General features: G+C 66.9%; 14 protein-coding genes. 7 read left to right on the top strand and 7 right to left on the bottom strand.

Features of this window, described 5'->3' with window-relative positions:
- The first annotated feature begins 9 nt into the window (after positions 1-9).
- Positions 10-1,122 carry a glycoside hydrolase family 105 protein gene (locus ACFX59_RS05495; protein WP_387430404.1) on the top strand — a complete coding sequence of 371 codons (1,113 nt, stop codon included), beginning with the start codon at positions 10-12 and terminating at the stop codon, positions 1,120-1,122.
- A complete protein-coding gene (locus ACFX59_RS05500) occupies positions 1,122-2,627 on the top strand; it encodes an MFS transporter (RefSeq protein ID WP_387430406.1) in 1,506 nt (501 codons plus the stop codon). Before ACFX59_RS05495 ends, ACFX59_RS05500 begins: the two co-directional genes overlap by 1 nt.
- A 5-nt stretch (positions 2,628-2,632) precedes the next feature.
- Here ACFX59_RS05500 and ACFX59_RS05505 read toward each other — a convergent pair whose 3' ends face one another.
- Complete coding sequence (locus ACFX59_RS05505) at positions 2,633-4,567, bottom strand: rhamnogalacturonan lyase (protein ID WP_387430408.1); 1,935 nt, start codon at positions 4,565-4,567, stop codon at positions 2,633-2,635.
- A 207-nt stretch (positions 4,568-4,774) separates the two neighbouring features.
- Here ACFX59_RS05505 and ACFX59_RS05510 point away from each other — a divergent pair, with 207 nt between their 5' ends.
- Entirely contained in the window at positions 4,775-7,909 is a 3,135-nt protein-coding gene (locus tag ACFX59_RS05510) for a TonB-dependent receptor (protein WP_387430410.1), read from the top strand.
- Between the two features lie 64 nt (positions 7,910-7,973).
- On the opposite strand, the gene ACFX59_RS05515 is transcribed toward ACFX59_RS05510, so the two are convergent.
- From ACFX59_RS05515 to ACFX59_RS05540, 6 genes are all read right to left on the bottom strand, one after another.
- On the bottom strand, positions 7,974-8,630 hold the full coding sequence (locus ACFX59_RS05515) for a DUF6250 domain-containing protein (protein ID WP_387430412.1): 657 nt from the start codon (positions 8,628-8,630) through the stop codon (positions 7,974-7,976).
- Positions 8,631-8,647: 17 nt separating this feature from the next.
- The gene (locus ACFX59_RS05520; protein ID WP_387430414.1) at positions 8,648-11,407 is read right to left on the bottom strand and encodes a Tat pathway signal sequence domain protein; all 2,760 of its coding nucleotides are present in this window, start codon (positions 11,405-11,407) and stop codon (positions 8,648-8,650) included.
- Positions 11,408-11,500: 93 nt separating this feature from the next.
- Complete coding sequence (locus tag ACFX59_RS05525; protein WP_309695205.1) at positions 11,501-11,686, bottom strand: hypothetical protein; 186 nt, start codon at positions 11,684-11,686, stop codon at positions 11,501-11,503.
- Positions 11,687-11,747: 61 nt separating this feature from the next.
- On the bottom strand, positions 11,748-12,455 hold the full coding sequence (locus tag ACFX59_RS05530; protein WP_387430416.1) for a VIT family protein: 708 nt from the start codon (positions 12,453-12,455) through the stop codon (positions 11,748-11,750).
- A 60-nt stretch (positions 12,456-12,515) separates the two neighbouring features.
- The gene (locus ACFX59_RS05535) at positions 12,516-12,872 is read right to left on the bottom strand and encodes a hypothetical protein (RefSeq protein WP_387430418.1); all 357 of its coding nucleotides are present in this window, start codon (positions 12,870-12,872) and stop codon (positions 12,516-12,518) included.
- Between the two features lie 20 nt (positions 12,873-12,892).
- Positions 12,893-14,428 carry a murein L,D-transpeptidase gene (locus ACFX59_RS05540; RefSeq protein WP_387430420.1) on the bottom strand — a complete coding sequence of 512 codons (1,536 nt, stop codon included), beginning with the start codon at positions 14,426-14,428 and terminating at the stop codon, positions 12,893-12,895.
- Between the two features lie 195 nt (positions 14,429-14,623).
- Between ACFX59_RS05540 and ACFX59_RS05545 the strand changes: the two genes are divergently transcribed.
- The 4 genes from ACFX59_RS05545 to ACFX59_RS05560 all read left to right on the top strand — a co-directional run bounded on the left by ACFX59_RS05545 (position 14,624) and on the right by ACFX59_RS05560 (position 19,635).
- A complete protein-coding gene (locus ACFX59_RS05545; protein WP_387430422.1) occupies positions 14,624-16,429 on the top strand; it encodes a DUF885 domain-containing protein in 1,806 nt (601 codons plus the stop codon).
- 54 nt (positions 16,430-16,483) lie between these two features.
- A complete protein-coding gene (locus tag ACFX59_RS05550) occupies positions 16,484-17,074 on the top strand; it encodes an NADPH-dependent FMN reductase (protein ID WP_387430424.1) in 591 nt (196 codons plus the stop codon).
- A gap of 99 nt (positions 17,075-17,173) precedes the next feature.
- On the top strand, positions 17,174-19,009 hold the full coding sequence (locus ACFX59_RS05555) for a sodium:proton antiporter (protein ID WP_309695192.1): 1,836 nt from the start codon (positions 17,174-17,176) through the stop codon (positions 19,007-19,009).
- Positions 19,006-19,635 carry an OmpA family protein gene (locus ACFX59_RS05560; protein WP_387430426.1) on the top strand — a complete coding sequence of 210 codons (630 nt, stop codon included), beginning with the start codon at positions 19,006-19,008 and terminating at the stop codon, positions 19,633-19,635. The genes ACFX59_RS05555 and ACFX59_RS05560 overlap by 4 nt, the downstream gene beginning before the upstream one ends.
- Positions 19,636-19,641 lie beyond the last annotated feature (6 nt).

The raw sequence follows: 19,641 nt of genomic DNA on the forward strand, positions 1-19,641 counted from the left end.
AGCATTCCCGTGGCAGCCCTTACGCACGACATCCCCCGCGCCGAGGTGACGGCGCAGATCGCCAGGCTGATCGACAACCTCGTCAACATCCGGGACGAGACCGGCGAGTTCCTGCTGCGTCTGGACGATGGCCGGGTGATCGACACCAAGGGGTGGAACGATTGGGAATGGACCCATGGCATCGGCCTGTTCGGCCTGTACCGCTATTGGGAACAGACCGGTGACGAACAGGCCTGGGACGTGATGCTGAAATGGTTCGAGAACCGTTTCGCGGCGGGCACCCCGACCAAAAACATCAACACCATGTCGCCCTTCCTGACGCTCGCCAATCTCTATGAGCAGACCGGCGACCAGACCTATCTGCCCTATCTCGACATCTGGGCCGAATGGCTGATGGCCGATGACGGCTTGCCCAAGACGGAGGAAGGCGGGTTCCAGCATATCGTCTTCAACGACGAGAACCCGCAGGAGATGTGGGACGATACGCTGATGATGAGCGTCCTGCCGCTCGCCCGCATCGGCCAGATCCTGAACCGCCCGCATTATATCGAGGAGGCCAAGCGCCAGTTCCTCGTCCACATCAAATATCTGTTCGATCGCCAGACGGGCCTCTGGTATCATGGCTGGACCTTCGACGGCCGCCATAACTTCGCGGGCGCGCTATGGGCGCGCGGCAATTGCTGGGTGACGATCGCGATCCCCGAGATCATCGAGATGCTCGACTTGGCGGAGGGCGATGCCTTCCGCACCTTCCTGATCGACACGCTCGCGGCGCAGGTGAAGACGCTGGCCGAGCATCAGGACGAGAGCGGGCTGTGGCACACGCTGATCGTCGATCCGACCAGCTATCTCGAAGCATCGGCGACCGCGGGCTTCGCCTATGGCATCCTGAAGGCGGTGCGGAAGGGTTATCTGCCGCGCCGTTACGAAGCGGTCGGGATCAAGGCGATCCGCGCCGTGCTCGCCAATATCGACGAGCATGGCGAGCTGAAGCAGGTCAGCTTCGGCACCGCGATGGGCGACACGATGCAGTTCTACAAGGACATCGCGCTGACCTCGATGCCTTATGGCCAGAGCCTTGCGATCTGCGCACTGGGCGAATTCCTGCGGACCTATATCTGATGGGCCCCGCCACCGGGTCCCCGCCCCCTCGTCGCGTTCGCTGGTATAATTTCGCCGCCTATGGATCGAACGACATTCTGGGCGCGGGCTCGATGGCGGTCATCAGCACCTGGGTGCTGTTCTTCTACACGAGCTTTTGCGGCCTGTCGGCGGCGCAGGCGACGCTGATCTTCGGCATCGCCCGCGTGCTGGACGCGGTGGCGAGCCCGACCATCGGCTATATCTCCGACCGGTTCGGCGACACATGGGCGGGCCGCCGGTTCGGCCGGCGGCGGGCCTTCATCCTGGCGGCTATCCCGCTGCTCCCCTCCTTCGCGATCATGTGGGTCGCGGGGCAAAGCTTCTATTATTATCTCGTCACCTATGTCCTGTTCGAGCTGGTCTATGCGCTCGAGATCATTCCGTTCGAGACGCTGGCCGCCGAGATGGCGAGCGACTACCGGACCAAGGCCAAGTTCGCCGGGTGGCGGATCATGTGCGGCCAGATTTCCGCGATCCTCGCCGCCATCCTGCCGGGCCGGTTGATCGAGCATCTGGGGAAGGCTTCGCCCGACACCTATTTCTATATGGGCCTGTTATTCTCCGCGCTGTTCATGGCCTCCGCGACGATGCTCTATCTGTTCAGCTGGGAGCGACCGCGTTCGGCCGAGACCATGGCGCTGGCGCGCGAGCGGATGACGCCGCTGGCGGCGATCCGCGACCTGTACCGCAACCTGTTCTCGACCCTGCGGATCCGGGCGTTCCGGCTGCATCTGGGCATGTATCTGGGCGGCTATATCAGCCAGGACATCTTCAACGCCGCCTTCGCCTATTTCGTCGTCTTCGCGCTCGGCGGCACGACGCTGGCCGTATCCAACCTGGCCGGGCTGACCTATGCGGTCCAGACCCTCGCCGTCCTGCTGGCGATCAACTTCGCGCTGCGCGCCTCTCCGGCGCGGGCGTACCAGATCGCGGGGGGCAGCTTCGCGCTGGGCGTCCTGCTGTTCCTCGGTCTGTGGTGGACCGGCCGGGGCGCCAGCGGCTGGGTTTTCGTGCTGCCGGTCGCCTTCGCGGGTCTGGGGCGCGGCGCGCTCAACTATATCCCCTGGGCGACGTACAACTACATGGCCGATGTCGATGAGATCGTCACCGGCCGCCGCCGCGAGGGCGCATTTGCGGGTGTCATGACCTTCGTGCGCAAGATGTCGCAGGCCGTTGCGTTGATCGCGGTCGGCCAGATCCTGCAGGCGTCGGGCTTCATCGCCGGTGCGGCCAGCCAGTCCCCCGCGACCGTCCACGCCATCGTCGCGGTGATGGTCGGCGGCACCCTCGCGCTGCTGGCCTTCGGGTTATGGGTTTCGCTTCGTTTCCGGCTCGACCCGGCATCCCATGCCGTGCTGATGGACGAGATCGAACGGCTCCGCGCCGGTGAGCGCGAACCCGCCAGCCCCCGGACCCGCGCGGTGGTCGAGGATCTGTCGGGCTGGCGCTATGATCAGCTCTGGGGGCGCAATCCGGTGCTGTGACCGGGTCACTCCGCCCGTTCGGACGGCCTGGTCATGCCCAGATAGAAGCCGGTGTGGGGTGGCTGGTTATAGGCGGTGTTCTGCCAGGCGATCCCGGCGCGATAGACCGGGTTCTGGAGCAGCGTGGTGATCCGGTGCGTCGTCGGCCAGGGCGTCGTATAGATGCGCAACTCGCGATTGTCGGCGCTGCGCCACACCACCTCCTCGCGCCAGTCGCCGATCAGGTCGGCCTGTAGCCCGGGGTTGGCCTTGGTCCCGTTATTGGATGCCGCCCCCTCCGCCACCAGCAACGGCTCGGCCTTGCCGGTCGTCCAGTTCCATTTCGAGATGGTCGTCCCGTCGAGCAGTTCGCGAAGAAGGTCGCCGTCCCACCAGATGGCGAAGTTGGTCTGGCGCGGATGCGGGCCGACCGATACGCCGTGGACGTCGTAGAGATCGGGCTGGTTCGATCCCCACATCTCCTCGCCGACATGGCGCGGGTCGATATCGGCGGACAGGCCGCGCCCGGTGTCGCTGGTGGCGGGCTTGGTCCACAGAATTTGCCCGGTCCGCGCATCGAGCAAGGCCGATCCGATCCCGCCATTCCTGCCGACCTGTTCGTGCACGCCGAACTTCTCCAGCCCCGGCCGGGCGGGATCGAGATCGCCGACATGCATCGCATCGCCATGATAGAGCGGCCGTGTCCACAGCCCCTTGCCGTCCGCATCGACTGCCATCGAGCCGTAGATGATGTCGTCGCGACCGTCTCCGTCGACATCGGCGATGCTCAGCTGGTGGTTGCCGCGATCGACATAGTCCTGATGACCCGGTTGGTCGGTGTCGAACAGCCAGCGCTCGGTCAGCTGACCGTCGCGATAGTCCCAGGCGGCGATCGCCGTGCGTCCATAATAGCCACGCCCGAAGATCATGCTGGGACGCCGCCCGTCGAGAAAGGCGACCCCCGCCAGAAACCGGTCGACCCGGTTGCCATAGCCGTCCCCCCAATGCGCGGCCATCCAGGCGAAACCCGGATCGTGGCGCGGCCCGCGCGGCGGATCATAGGCCTTGGTGGCCAGCGCCTTGCCGGTCATGCCGTCGAACACCGTCAGATATTCGGGCCCGGTCAGGATTCGTCCGGCGAGCCTGGCGACCATGCGCCCGTCGGCGGTGATGTGCGCGCCGGTCCTGTCAGCCTGCGGCACCTCTCCGTCATGCTGGCGCCAGTCGGCCTTGGGATCGCCGATCACATGCCCCTGCCCGTCGACCGTGCCGTCGGCGGTCTTCATCGCCACCTCGGCCCGGCCGTCGCCGTCGAAATCCTGCACCAGAAACTGGGTATAATGCGCGCCCGCGCGGATATTGGGGCCGAGGTCGATCCGCCACAGCCGCTTGCCCGCCAGCGTATAGCCGTCGAGATAGACCGGTCCGGTATAGCCGCTCTGACTGTTGTCATGGCTGTTGGTGGGGTCCCATTTCAGCACCAGATCGGGCTGCCCATCACCATCCAGATCGCCCAGCCCCACATCATTGGCGGTATAGCCATAGGCATCGCCATCCGGGGTGACGCCGCCCGGCGGCGGGTCGAGCGGAATGGACGCATAGCCTTTCGCCCAGACCGGCACGGCCGGGCTGACCGCGCCCGCCGCGCCCGGCGCGATCATTCGCACGGCATAGCGGCTGGCGGCGCTGCCCCCGGCATCGCGGAAATTGGTCGAGTCGGTGATGGCGGAGACCGAGACCCTGCGTCCGTCGCGAAATACCTCGAACCCCGCGCCTGGCGCATCGCTTGCCAGCGAGCGCCAGCTGACCAGCACCCCGCCCCCGATGGCGGGCACTGCGACGACGCCGCGGTCCCATTTCTCGGCCTGGCGCTCCGGTGATGGCACGGCATGGACCGGACAGACGGCCGCCATCATCACCCATGATGCGATACCGCCCCTGATGCGCCGCCTGCCGATCATGCCTCTCTCCTATCCCAAATAAGCACGGCGATCAGGGTCATATGCCGCCTTTCGCATTGCCTGACAGCACCATAGCCCAACGAGTCAAAATTCCAATCTATATGATTGCATTCCATATTGTGGTTATATACACCAAGGCAGACTGGAGCAGCCCTATAGCGTCAGCCGAGAAACAGCGGCGGCACCGGGGGCGAGAGGGAGGATGCCATGACGGGTTTCGTCGCTATCACCGGGTCGCGTCACGCGGGCGACCGGCACCTGCTACGCGGGATGCTGCGCACATCGGCCTGGGGCGTGCTGGCCGCCGGACTGGCGCTGAGCGCGCCCGCCTTTGCGCAAAACGCCGCAAAGACCGCTGATCAGGGGAAAGGTGACAAGCTCGACGGGGTCAGCCCCGAGGACATCATCGTCGTCGGCACCCGCGCCTCGCTGCAATCCGCGATCGCCCGCAAGCGCAATGCGGGGACCGTCGTCGACTCGATCGTTGCGGACGATATCGCCAGCTTCCCCGACAAGAATATCGGCGACAGCCTCGCGCGGATTACCGGCGTCCAGCTCAGCCGTGAGTTCGGCGAGGGCAATCAGGTATCGATCCGCGGCGTCGAGCCTGACCTGAATCGCGTCGAGATCAACGGCGTCGGCCAATCCTCCGCGCTGGGTTCCCGCGCGGGCGACTTCCGCGAATTCGCCTCCGAACTCGTCAAGTCGATCGACGTCTACAAGGGCTATCAGGCCAAGCTGACCGAGGGCGGCATCGGCGGCACGATCCAGATCGAGACGCGCAAGCCGCTCGAGCTGAAGAATTTCATCGCCAATCTCAATTTCTCCGAACAGCATCTCGACACGACGCAGGACTGGAAGCCCCGCGCGACGCTGCTGATCGGCACGCCCAAATTCTTCATCGACGGGCTGGGTATCCTGGCCAACGTGACCTATAGCGACGTCTCGACGCGGCAGGATTATGCCAGCAACACCAATTACAGCCGCCTCGCCGATTTCGACCATTCCGACCAGAAGACGGTCGCCAACCCGGCCTATTCGGCGTTCAACACCTATGCCAGCTGCGCGGGTGTCGGCGCGACCGCGACCCAGACCTTCGTCACCCGCCGGGCGGCCTGCGAAAATCAGTTCTTCGACTGGGCGCCGACCGTGCCCCGCTATCGCAACCTGGTTCGCCGCGACAAGCGCCTGTCGGGCGACATCACGCTGCAATATGAATTCTCGAACAGTTTTCGCGCCTTTGCGGAAGTGCAGTTCAACAGTCGCAACCAGCGATTGATGGACGTCAACTATTCGCTCGATATGGGGCGTTACCAGCGTTACCAGCTCGATCCGTCGCTCGGCACGAACTCGACGCCACAGGTCAAGCTGGGTACATCGACGGTCGACGGCAACCATGTCGTCACCAGCTACACCACGGCCTTGTCGGCAGCGAATATCGGCAGCGCGTCCGCCCCCGTCTATAGCGGGTCCGCCAATATCCTGGGCGTTCAGCGCCGCGACTTCCAATATGACCAGAATTCCCGTTACTATATCACCGGCTTCGACTGGGTTGTCGATCGCCTCCGGCTGAAGGGCCTGGCCTCACGCAGCGAATCGCGGACGCTGGGTGAAACCAACCTGATCTCGATCAGCACCGGCATTGCGGGGATGCAGGTCGACCGGCGCAACGATCTGGGCATTCCGGTCTTCACCTATCCCAGTTCGGTCAATCCCGCCGATCCCAATATCTATACCGACTACAACCGCGCCGGGAACACTGCCCAGGCGGGGCCGAGCGTCCAATATCGTCCGGGCGACTCCGGCAATAACGAGAACCAGCTGAAGCTCGACGGGACCTGGGCGGCCGATTGGGGCCCGCTGAAGACTATCGAGTTTGGCGGGCAGTTTCGCTGGGCCGACTATTATAATTATGCAGGTGGCGGATCGCGTCTGCTGACCCCGGCGTCGGGCACCACCCCGGCGGTCTATCAATCGAGCGCCAATGTGTCCTTCACGACCCAGGTCGTGAACGCCGCCACCGTGCCGCAGCGGGTCAATGGCAGCACCTATTATCTGACGCGCGACGAATATGCTGGGCTTATCCGGTCCCTGGGTACCACGACCGGCGGCGCGCCGATGTTCGCAGGGCTGCAAGGCGCATCCGCCTCGATCCCCAATCGTCTCGCCTTCGCCAATTTCTCGCCGTCGCTACTCAGCCAATATTATGACCTGTCCGGTTTCGACCAGGATCTGGTACGCGAAGCCAACGGCCAGCCCCAGATTCCCCAGTTGAAGATCGACGAGACGGTCGCCGCCGGTTACGTCCAGGGCGATCTGGAAACCCATGTCTTCGGCATGCGCCTGACCGGCAATGCGGGCGTGCGCTATGTCTATACCCGGGATGTGGGCACGGGCACCAATATCCGCCGCCAGACCCGCTTCACCGCCACGGGCGGCACCGAAACCGTGGTGCTCGGCGCCCAGCAGCTCTCGCTGCGCAACAGCTATGTCGACATCCTCCCCGCCTTCAACGCGGCGCTGGAGCTCACGCCCGACCTGGTGTTCCGCGCCAACTGGGCCAAGAATCTCGCCCGGCCCAAGCCGACCGATCTGGTGCCCAACATCAACTGTCTGGACGATGCGACCGTCGCCGCGTCGGATGATGTCTGCACCGCGGGCAACCCTGCGCTCAAGCCCTATCGCGCCGACCAGTGGGAGGTGAACCTGGCCTGGTATCCCAACAAGGATACGCTGTTCAGCCTGGGCTATTACAAGAAATATGAGAGCAGCTTCGTCATCCTGAACGTGCTGCGCACCGGCGTCGACCTGTTCCAGGACGGCGTGACCTATACGGTGCGCCAGCCGGTGAACGGCTTCGGCGCGCTGCTCGACGGGATCGAGGCGAGCGCGCAGACCGCCTTCACCTTCCTGCCCGCGCCGTTCGATGGGCTGGGCGCCAGCGGCAATGTCACCTATGCCCGCGCCCTGCGCACCAACCTGACCAACAGTGCGACCGGCGATCCGCTGAACGACTATCCCGGCCTGTCCAAATGGACTTGGAATGCCAGCGTCTTCTACGACAAGGGATGGCTGAACGCCCGCCTGGCCTATAACTTCCGGTCGGACTGGCTGACGGTCGTGGCTGATTCCAATAACGGAAACCTGCCCATCTATCGCAAGGGTGAAGGCTATCTGGATGCCAAGGTCACGTTCCGCTTCCCCGAATGGCATTATCAGCTGTTCATGGAGATGCAGAACATCAACAAGGAATTTTCCAAGACCTATATCAAGAATATCGGCACGTCCGAGGTCTTCTATCCGGGGCAGCGCTTCTTCGCGGGCTTCAACCTGAAATTCTGAGCCTCAGCGGGCTCGCCTTTTCCCTCAACTATGGGGGCCGGGTCCGCGCGATCCGGCCCCTTTCTTATCGGCCCAGCGGCGTGATCCGTACATTGCGAACCCGTAAATGGCTGCGCGTGGTGCGCAGCGCGAACCAGCCGCTGCGATAGGGGGCGGCATCGTGCATCGTAAAGAGCCGCTGGCCGTCGCGATCGACCGCGATCTCGTGACCATCGGCGATCAGGCGGATATGGGTCCATCGGTTCGGGACCAGCATCGCGGCGGGATCGCTGCGGTCATGCTGGGGCAGGAGCGGCCGATCCCCCTTGCGCCCGACATAGCGGCGCATCCGCGTCGTGCTGTTTCGATTGCCGCCGATCCCGACATAATAGGTCTCCAGATCGTCATAGCTGGCAAAGGCGCCGTCGCGTCGCCGGGCCAGCACCGACCCGCCCTTCACCCTGGGGTCGCGCGCCATCCAGAAGGCGTTGACGTCGCTGACCGCGTCATGTGCCCCGCCCTCCGACACCGGCATCACGTCATAGTCGATCCCGACCGGCCCCTTCAGCCTTTGCCGATACCAGATCGTCACCCCATCCGCCGCGTCGATATCCAGCACCCCGTCCCGAGCGTCGACCTGCGCGCCCGGCTCGGCCTCGACGGACCAGCGCGACAGGCCGCCGCGAAAATCGTCGATGCGCGCACCTGGCCCCGTTGCGGCCAGCGCCGTCACGCCCAGCATGGCGCAGGCCCATCGCCTCACGACAGCCACCGGCCGATCAGCGCCAGATTGGCGGTCGCCGCCAGCCCCCATTGGGCGGCGTCGTTGGTCGAGATGTCGGGGATTTCGTCCACCGGCTTGAGCACCGCTGGACCGGACACGCGCACCGCGCCCTTGGCCTGATCGCGCGTGGCGCGGTCGCCCGCCCCCAGGAACTCCGTCCAGGCTCGGCGGGCCAGCGCGGGGTCGCGGCGCTGGACGGCGGCATAGGCGGTATAGCGCGAATGGGCCTGGGTCAGCCCCCGCCCCTTGCCCGGATCGCCGGTCTTCGCGCGGAACAGGTCGGTCGGGGCATTATAATAGGCGCAATAGTCCAGCCAGGCCTCGCGATAGGCGGGCACATCGACCAGTTCGAGCAGTTCGGCCATCGTCTCGAACACGCCGAAGACCCCGTTCAGATGGCTCATGCTCACCCGGTCGCCCTCGCCGACAAAGCGTCCTGTGGCGAGATCGAAAGGCGCGCCGCCCGCAAACCATTGGCGGGGCAGAGCGGCGAGCGACTGCATTCCCGCCACGATCCGGTCGCGCCAGCGCGGATCGCCCGTCCGTTCCCACTCGGTCATCCAGGCCGCCACCAGCGGCCCCCAGACGGTGCCGAACTGGACGAAGACCTGTCCCGGCGGCAGCCTGCCCTCCGCGACCACCGCGCCGGTGCCGCCGGGTGGCTCCGAACCGGGCGCGCGGGCCCCGACCTTGCGCCCGATCTCGACATGGCGAAGCGTCTGGTCGCTGTCGATCAGCGCGTGCATCAGGTCGCCGCACCGCTCGTCGGCGGTCAGGTAATAATAGATGCGGCGATAGGCGGCATTGGAGATGCGCGGCTGTTTCGAGCTGTCGCCCCAATGCTGCACCCCGTGACGCGTCCCAAGCCCCCGGAAGCGGCCGAGATGATAGACATCGACCTCGCCCGTATGCCGCGTCATCGCCTCCGCCATCCGGAAGACATCGGCGCGCCCGGTCCGCAGATAGGCGTACCACAGCCACAGGTCGGTCGACAGCTCGCTGTTATCCCACGCGAAACCGCCGATATCGTAGCGCCAGACATGGCGATCCGCGTCATAGCTGTGCATGACGTCGCCGTAATCCCAAAAGCCGTACCAGCGCCGCTGCTCGACTTGCCCGATATAGAAATCCAGCTCGCGCGAGGCTCGCGCCTCGATCCGTCCCGCCGCGTCGCCGCCGGGTGGTCCCGCCAACGTCCAGGCACCGAACACCCCCGCCGCATGAACCGCTTCGCCGGTCGCGAGCAGGCGGGGCGGCGCCTCGATCTGCGCCGCCATCCGGATCAGCCGCTCGCGGGTCGGCGTCGTGTCGAGCGCCCAGAGCCGGAATTCGGTCGTCCGCGCGATCCCGCGCGCATCGCCCCAGCCAGGCTCATAATCCTCATAGGTGATGTCCAGCCCTTCGTTCTGCCGGGCATAGTCGGTCATCCCCATCTCATCGTGATAGAAGCGCAGATCCATCGCGGGCGCGTCGGGCGCGTGATACCACAGGGTGAAGCGCGCCGCCTCGCCGGTCGCTTCGGCCACGTCCAGCCCGACCGGGCATCGCCGCCAGAAATCATGCATCGCAAAGGCGACGCCACCGCCCCGCGCACCCCCCACATAGCCCAGCCCCGCCGCGCGCCCGGCGCCGTCGACCGGCACCCAGCCATGGCCGCTGGCGGTCCGCTTGCGGATGGTGAAGCCGTCGGCATTGGGCTGGCGCAGCCGGAACTCGCCCCAGGCCGGGATGTAATCCAGCCGGTCGCGCACCGCCGCCGCCATCGTCGCCAGCGGCGGCGTTTCCCGTCCGGCAACCTGCGCCTCGCGGAAGGCGCGCCCCGGATCGCGGCGCAATCCCGTTAGCGGCCGGACCGCCTCCGCCCACAGGCCATCGCCCTGCCCGGCGAAGCGGACATGCCGGTCGTGCAGCGGATCGGTCATCGGCACCTGCCCGCTCAGCCCCAGCCCGCGCACGAACCGCCGCGCGGGATCTGCGTCGAAGATCAGGCTATGGACGATCCGCACCGATGCCGATCCGGCATGGAAATAGAGGCGCAGCGAAAAGGGCAGCCATTGTTCGTCGGGCGCGGCATGACGCCCCTCGACCCGCACGACGACCCGGATGGGGCCATCCTGCTCCACCGTGGCGCGCTCGATCCGCCCCGCATAGCGGAGCAGCCGGGGCGCGGCGCCATCCTCCTCGTCGGGCGCGTCCTGCGCCGTCGCGAAGAGGCCGACGTCGCGCATGACCGTCTTGCCGCCGCGCCGCGCCGAGCGGATAATCGCCTCGCCCTGTCGCCCGATCGTCCAGAGCGTATCGCCGACCGTCACCTCGATCCGATCGGCAAAGCTCCGCGCCGTGGCGGAAGAGGGCGATGCCTGCCGCGCCTTTCCCGGCTCGACGCGCAGGCTGGCGGCGCGCCCCGCATCGGCGGCCAGGGCATGGCCCGTCCATTTGATTGATCCGTCGGGCCAATAGGCGAGCGGCCAGCTTTGCAGCGGAGCCGATCCATCCCCCGCCAGGCGGTAGGCTGAGGACAGTTTCGTCCCCCTGGGCCAAGGCTGGCCCCAGGTCATTCCCTCATGGCCGTCCGGTGGTACACCGTCGAGCCAGCAGGTCGCACCGGCACCCTGGGCGGCCTCGGCGCGTATGGGGAGAGTGGCCGCCGGGGCGGATGTGTGCCCCATCGTCACGGCCATGCCGGTGGCCGATAGCAACAGGCTCCGCCGGTCGAAATGCACTGGGTCCACCATATCGAGAATCCACTATCTGGTATCGCTCGTCACAATACGAGATATTTTCCGAATGGGAATGCCCTGTGCGATCGGCCGACGGGATCGTCACGATCAGCTCGGATGCGCCTCGCTCTCGGCGATCGCATCATTGGCATCGGGCGCGGGGGCCGCATCCGCTTCGGTCAGGCGCATCTGCTCATAGGCGATTTCCAGATCCTGGACACCCGATCCGGTCGGCTGGATCGGCAAGTCGCCAAAGCTCTGGGGTTCGGTCGGGGTGTCGAGTTCGTCGCGCATGTCACTCTCCTGATGGAGACGGGTCAACGCACCGGCCGCGCGAATGGCTCAACACGGCCACCTAGACGATGCCGCCGGTCAGCGTCCCGATCAGCGCGGTGACACCCATGGCCAGCGCACCGAGCAGGACGACACGGATCGCCCCGCGCCCGATCGGGGCACCGCCCGCCCGCGCGCCGAGGGCCCCCAGTACGGCCAGGAGGAGCAGCGCGGTCCCCGGCACCGCATAAAGCACCATGCCGCGCGGACTGAGCGCGGCGAGCACCGGCAGGATCGCGCCCGAGGCGAAGGCCCCGGCGGAGAACAAGGCCGCCTGCAACGGATCGGACCCGCCATCATCCGCCAGCCCCAGTTCGTCGCGGCGATGCGCGCCGAGCGCGTCATGCGCCATCATCTGCTCGGCGACCTGCCGGGCCAGCCCGGCCTCGACCCCACGCGCCTCATAGATCGCCGCCAGCTCGCGCGTTTCGGCGAGCGGTGCGCGGACCAGTTCCGCCGCCTCGCGTGCCAGGTCGGCCTGTTCGGTGTCCGCCTGCGAACTCACCGAGACATATTCGCCCGCCGCCATCGACAAGGCGCCACCGACCAGCGCGGCGATCCCTGCCAGCAGCACCGTTCCGGCCGTGGCCCCCGGAGCCGCCGCGACGCCGACGATGAGGCTGGATACCGAGATGATCCCGTCATTGGCCCCCAGCACCGCAGCGCGAAGCCAGCCGGTGCGATGGACGAGATGCTGTTCGCCCGCGGCATGGACACTGGCTTCGCTCATGCGCTCTTATCCTTGCAAGGGGGCAGACGGGCCGTGCCGCCCGCCCTCACCGGGCCAGACTTACTCGCCGCCCTTGCGCTCGGTCGCGGGAGCATCGGCCGCAGGCGCATCGCGCTGCACGCGCGACGTCATGCCGGTGGCCGAGGCGTCGTCGAGCATCTGCTGGTCGACGGTCCGCTCGGGCGGCGGCGGCGGGATTTCCTCGGCGGCATTGGTCGCGGGCGCCGCAACCTCGTCCATATTGGCGACCGCCGTCATATTCTCGTCGGCCGCGCCGTCGGTCACGGTCAGCTCATTCTCGGCGGCGGCGGCCACCGGCTGTTCCTCCGGCGTGGACTGCGAACAGCCCGCCAGCGCGGGAAGCAGCATGGCAGCGGCCACCAGACCCCAGCGGCGCATATTGTTGGTCTTCATCATCTTATCCCCTTTCGCACTCATCAATTCGCGGTCGCGGCCGCCCGCTCGGCGGACCGCGCCTCCAGCTTGGTCGCCAGTTGCGCGTCCCAGCCATATGGGTCCTCACGGAAGCCCACCTGCCCGTCCGCCCCGGCAAAGGCCGTCCAGTATAGCAGATAGACCGCCACCGGTTCGGCCATCGTCGCGCGCACCGTCTTGCCGGAGGCGAGAACGGCGTCGACCTGCGCCGGTTGCCATTCGGGCGTCGTCTTCAGCATCAGCGCGGCGAGATCGGCGGGCTTTTCCAACCGGACGCAGCCATGGCTGGCGAGCCGGTCGAATTTCGAGAAGCCCGACTGGGCGGGCGTGTCGTGGAGATAGACCGCGAAGTCGTTGGGGAAGTCGAACTTGAACCGCCCCAGCGCGCTCTTCTCCGAAGCCTGCTGCAACCGCTTGCTGCCGTCGCCATTGTCGATCACGCGAAAACCGTTGCGCTTCAGATAGCCCGGATTGGCCTTTTCCTTGGGCCACAGCTCCTTGTTCGCGATCGAGCTGGGCACGTTCCACGGCGGATTGAGCACGATGCTGTGGATCGAGGAAACCAGCATCGGCGTCTCGTTGCCCGGCCGTCCCGTCACGGCCTTCATCGACATGACCGGATTGTCGCCGTCGAACACGGTCAGCACGGCGGCCGCGATGTTCACCTGGACGCGCTTGGCCTCCAGCTGCTGCGGCAACCAGCGCCAGCGTTCCATATTGGCCATGATCTGGCGGATGCGCTGGCCGACCGGCACGTTCAACGCCGCGACCGTCTGGCTGCCGACGGTGCCGACCGGGTTGAGGCCGTAGCGCCGCTGCGCCCGCCGCACCGCCGCCAGCAGGTTCTCGTCGAAGGTCGCGCCGGTCGCGCTGACGGCGGGGTCCTCCATCACCAGTCGCTTGCGTAACTGCTGGACCAGCGGGCCGCTCGATCCGAAAGCGATGGTCGTGGACGGCAGAGGCGACCAGCCCCCCGCCGCCGCCATGGCCCGGTATCGCGCCAGCCCCGTCACCAGCGCGTCATACCCCGCATAGGGTGGCGGCAGCGAGGCGACCCAGGCCGCCAGCCGGTCCTTCTGCACCGCATCGGCAAAGCCGGGCAGCGGGTCATAGGGCTGCGGCCTGATGCCCCAGTCCTTGGAGAAGTCGGACGGGTCGAGCCGTCCGGCATGAACCGCATGGGCATAGTCGAGCGCCACGCGGGTCAGCGCGGCGGGCGACAGCGCCGACAGATCGCGCTGCGCGCCGGAGCGCAGCCCCTGCGTCACCTCGCCCTTGGCGATGAGGGTGGCGAGCTGATGCGCCTGGGCATCGGTCAGGCTCGGCATCGCCACCGGCGCGACGATGCTGGGCGGCACAGCCTGGGGCACGGGCTGAACGGTCGCACCGGGGGGCGTCTGGGTCGAGGGCGCGGGCACCATGACGGGCGGCGGTGCGATCTGCGCCATCACGGGCGCCGCGACCAGCGTGCCGGTCGCGAGGGTGGCCAGAAGCCGGGCGACCGATTGGCCGGAGACGGAAAAACGCGATACGGTCATGTTGGTGTGATAGCCCCTATTCAGTCCAATGTCGTCGCAGGAACGCCCCATGCACGACGCAACCCTACGCCAAGCTGAACCGATCGTCAGGGGGACGGGGTCCTGAAATTTTTGCGGGACGCGCCGGAATTGCGCTGTCGACCTGTCAGGCCGGTGTCATTTGACGCCGCGCCTCGGGCCGGTCATCTATCGGGAATGAACAGAGCTATTTCCCGCCGCGACACGCTGATCGGGCTCGGCGCCGTTTCCGTCACGGCGTCGACCCAGGGACTGGCCGCCGCCACCGGCGACGCGGGCGCGCTGCTCGACCGGCTGGCCTGGCAGCTGCTGGCGCTGGCGCCGGAGCGGGCGACCAGTCTGGGTGTCGATACCGGCGTGCATGCCGGACTGCGGCGCGCGCTGGAGGATCGCTCGCCGGCGGGCGTGGCGGCACGGCAGCGTTTTCTTGGCGAGGGGCTGCGCGATCTGGCGCGGGTGCCGCGAACCGGCCTGGATGCCGCGACCGCGACCAGCCTGGCGGTGGTCGAGACCGCCTTTCGCACTGCGCTGGACGGCATGGCCCTGCCCTATGGCGTGGCGACCATCGGCGACTGGCGCAACACGCCCTATGCCGTGATCCAGAATGTCGGGGCGTGGCTGGACGTGCCGCAGATGCTCGACGGCGACCAGCCGGTCCGCGACAAGGCCGATGCCGAAGCCTATCTGGCCCGCCTCGCTGCCATGCCCGCCCAGCTGGACGGCGAGACGACGCGTATCCGCCGGGCGCGCCAGCAGGGTGTCGTGCCGCCCTCCTTCCTGCTCGACAAGACGATCGCGGGGATGACCGGCACGATCGCGGAGGCGGCGAAGAGCGACGGACCGCTGATCGGTCCGCTGGCACGCAAGGCGGCCGCCATCCCCGGCGACTGGACCGCGCAGGCGGCACGGATCGTCCGCGCCGCGATCGTGCCCGCGCTGGAGCGACAGCTGACCGAATTGCGCGCGCAGCGGGCGGTGGCGACCGATGCGGCGGGGATGAACAGCCGCCCGCACGGCCCCGAATGGTATGCATGGGGCCTGCGTGCGGGCACGACGACACGGCGCAGCGCGACCGAGCTGCACGCCATGGGCCGCGCACGGCTGGCCGATCTGCAGGCACAGATGGATGCGATTCTGCGCCAGGCGGGCCTGACCCAGGGGAGCGTCGCCGAGCGTACCATGGCCTATCAGCGTCGCCCCGGCATCGGCTTCCCCGATGGCGACGCGGGGCGGCGCGAGATCATCGCCTATATGCAGGGCCGGATCGACGCGATCCGCCCGCGCCTGCCCGAAGCGTTCCGGCGTCTGGCGCGGGGACATCTGGAAATTCGCCGCATGCCTCCGGCGCAGGAACCGGGCGCACCGGCGGCCTATGGCGGCCCCGGCACGATCGACGGACGCGAACCGGGCAAGGTCTGGGTCAATCTGGGCGACCCGTCGATCCACAACCGCGTCACCATTCCCGATCTGGTCTATCACGAGGGGATACCGGGCCATGTCTGGCAGGGCGAATATGCCCAGCAACTGCCGCTGATCCGCTCGATCCTGGCGTTCAACGCCTATTCGGAGGGGTGGGCCCTCTATGCCGAACAGCTCGCCGACGAGCTGGGCATGTACCGCGACGATCCCGCCGGGCGGCTGGGCTATCTGATGGGGCTGGCATGGCGCGCGGTGCGATTGATCGTCGATACCGGCATCCACGCGCTCGGCTGGTCGCGCGACAAGGCGCTGGCCGAGTTCATCGCCGCCACCGGCCTGCCGCGCAGTAACGCCGTGAGCGAGGTCGACCGCTATTGCGCATGGCCGGGCCAGGCCTGTGGCTATGAGGTCGGACGCGCCGAGATCGTCGCCCAGCGCGACCGGGCCAAGGCAGCGCTCGGTGCCCGCTACGATCTGCGAGACTTCGATCAGGCGGTGGTGGACGGCGGCAATGTGCCCCTGGACGTGCTGGCCACCAATGTGACGCGATATATCAGGGGATAAGAGTGGCTTGCCGGGATCATCTCATACGGTCATGATCGGGCCGCGAGGTGCGCGATGGCGGATACTATCCTGATCTTCTACGGTTCGTACCGGTCCGACCGGCAGGGCATTCGCCTGGCCGACTATCTGGTCCGCGCGTTCCGCGAACGGGGCGCGGAGGCCGAACTGATCGACGCCCGGGCGGTCGGCCTGCCGATGCTCGACCGGATGTACAAGGAATATCGTGCGGGCGAGGCACCCGAGGCGATGGAGCGGCTGGCGAGCAGGATCCGCAGCGCCGATGCTTTCGTCTTCGTGACCGGCGAATATAATTGGGGCCAACAGCCGGGCCTGAAGAACCTGATCGATCACTTCCTGGAGGAATGGTATTGGCGTCCGGCCGCCATCGCCAGCTATTCGGCGGGACGGCTTGCGGGCGCCCATGCCAGCGTCGCATGGCACGGCACGCTGTCGGAAATGGGAATGGTCGTCGTGTCGAGCACGCTGGCGGTGGGCGGCATCGGCCATGCGCTGGACGACCGGGGGCAGCCGACCGGCGAGGGCGGGGCCGCGCTGACCAAGGCCTTTCCGCGCTTTGCCGACGATCTGCGCTGGTGGGCGGCGGCCGCGCGTGAACATCGGGCCCGCAACGCGCCACCCTATTGACCCGTCATACGCGCGACCGCCCGGCGGACCGGGGGGCAAGTGCGATGCGTCGGCGGCCGCTGCGGTTACCTTTACCGTATCCGGGTGTTAAGTGGCCCTATGGAACAACACGCGCTTGTCTTCGCATTGATCGGTGTCCTGGGGATCGGTGCGCAATGGATTGCCTGGCGAACGGGATGGCCCGCCATCGCCCTGATGCTGGCGGCGGGGGTCATCGCCGGGCCGATCACCGGGCTGATCGTTCCCGAACATATCTTCGGCGAATTGCTGGAGCCGATGATCTCGGTCGCGGTCGCGCTGATCCTGTTCGAGGGGGGCCTTAGCCTCAATTTCCGCGAACTGCGCAAGACCGAGGGCGCCGTGACCCGGTTGATGATGATCGGCATTCCGCTCGGCTGGGTGCTGGGGGCGCTGGCCTGCTATTATGTCGCGGGGCTGGTCTGGCCGGTGGCGATTTTGTTCGCAGGCATCCTGGTCGTGACCGGCCCCACCGTCGTCATCCCCTTGCTGCGGCAGAGCAACATCGCGGCGCGGCCCCGCGCGATCCTGAAATGGGAGGCGATCGTCAACGATCCGTTCGGTGCGCTATGTGCGGTCATCACCTATGAATATCTCCGGCGCGTCGACCAGGGCGGAACCCTGATCTCGGTGGTCGTCGCGCTGCTCGGTGCGGCCGTGGTGTCGGGACTCATCGGCTATGCGATGGCCCGCGCGATCGCCTGGGCCTTTCCGCGCGGCCATGTGCCCGAATATCTGAAGGCCCCGGTCCTGCTGGTCGCGGTCATCGGCACCTTCGTCCTGTCCAACCTGATCCAGCAGGAGACGGGCCTGCTGGCGGTCACGGTCATGGGCGTCGCGGTCGCCAATATGCGGCTGGACTCGCTGCGCGACATTCATCCGTTCAAGGAGAATGTCACCGTCCTGCTGATCTCCGGCGTGTTCGTCATCCTGTCGGCCTCGCTGAATTTCGAGGTCCTGCGGCTATTCGAATGGCGGTTTGCCGCCTTCCTGCTTGCGCTGCTGTTTCTGGTGCGTCCGGCGACCGTGCTGATCGCGCTGGCCTTCAGCAAGATCCCCTGGAACGAGCGGCTGCTGGTGGCATGGATCGCCCCGCGCGGCGTGGTCGCGGTGGCGGTGTCGGGGCTGTTTGCGCTGCGGCTCGACCAGCTCGGCTATGGCAATGGCAATATCCTCGTCACTTTGTCCTTTGCCGTCGTGGTTGCGACGATCATCGCCCATGGGTTCAGCATCCGCTTCGTCGCGCGCTGGCTGAAGGTCACGGGCGCGATGCAGAAAGGGCTGCTGATCGTCGGCAGCACGCCATGGAGCATCGCGCTGGCCCGCCAGATCCAGTCGCTGGGACTGCCAGTCAGCATCACGGACTCGAGCTGGCAGCGGCTGTCGGCCGCGCGGCAGGTCGGGATCGCGACCTATCATGGCGAGCTGCTGGCGGAAGCGACGGAAGAACGGCTGGACCTCAGCCAGTTCCAGGTGCTGGTCGCCACCACCGAGAACGAGGCCTATAATGCGCTGGTCTGCAGCGAATTTGCCCATCATATCGGCCGGGATTCGGTCTATCAGCTGGGTGGCAGCGGCGACGACCATGACCATCGCAGCCTGCCGGGTGCCTTGCGCGGGCGCGCCATGTTCACCGCCGGGCATGGGGTCGAGGATATTCTTCGGCGCGAGGCGGCGGGCTGGACCTTCCGCAGCACCCGGATCAGCGAGCAGTTCAACTTCGACCATGCCCGCTCGGCATTGCCCGACGAGGCGGACATGCTGTTCGTCCTGCGCAAGGACGGCCGCATCCGCTTCTTCACCCATGCCGCGCGGCCCATGCCGCAAAAGGGCGACATCGTCGTGTCCTATGGACCCTCGCGCCACGCGGATCCGGAGGCTAGACTGCAATTCCAGAATGGAGAGGCTGTCGCATGACGACCAAGAGGCTGAACGAACGGGCCGCGCAATCGCTCGCGGCGATGACCCTCGCGCTGGGCATCGCCGCCTGTCAGCCAGCGGGCCCGGCGCCCGCGAACGACACCGCGCAGGTCGAACCCGTCGCCAATACGGCATCGCCGGACAACAGCGCGATGGGGAACGAGCAGGTCGAGACCAAATCGATCATCCGCGCGGATATCGAACCCGCCCCCACCCCGTCGCCGACGCCCGAGCCGATCGACCTGACCATCGCCTTCCCCGCCAAGGGCGCCAAGCCCGATGACAAGGGGCTTGCGCAGATCGACGCGTTGATCGCCGAACCCGTCTTCGGCCTGGGCGGTGCGATCACGATCTGGGGCCATAGCGACTCCCACGGCTCCGACGCGTCCAACCTGATCGCCTCGCGCCGCCGGGCCGAGGCGGTGCGGGACTATCTGGTCGAAAAGGGCACCGCCGCCGACCGGATCACCGTCATCGCCATGGGCGAGGCCAACCCGGTCGCGCCCAACCGCAAGCCCGACGGATCGGACGATCCGGAAGGACGCGACAAGAATCGCCGCGTCGAGATCAAGGTGGACCTACCCCCGAAACCCGCCGAGCCGACACCGGCCACGCCGTCCTGAACGACG

It is taken from the genome of Sphingomonas sp. NCPPB 2930, assembly GCF_042867205.1.
Taxonomy (GTDB): domain Bacteria; phylum Pseudomonadota; class Alphaproteobacteria; order Sphingomonadales; family Sphingomonadaceae; genus Sphingomonas.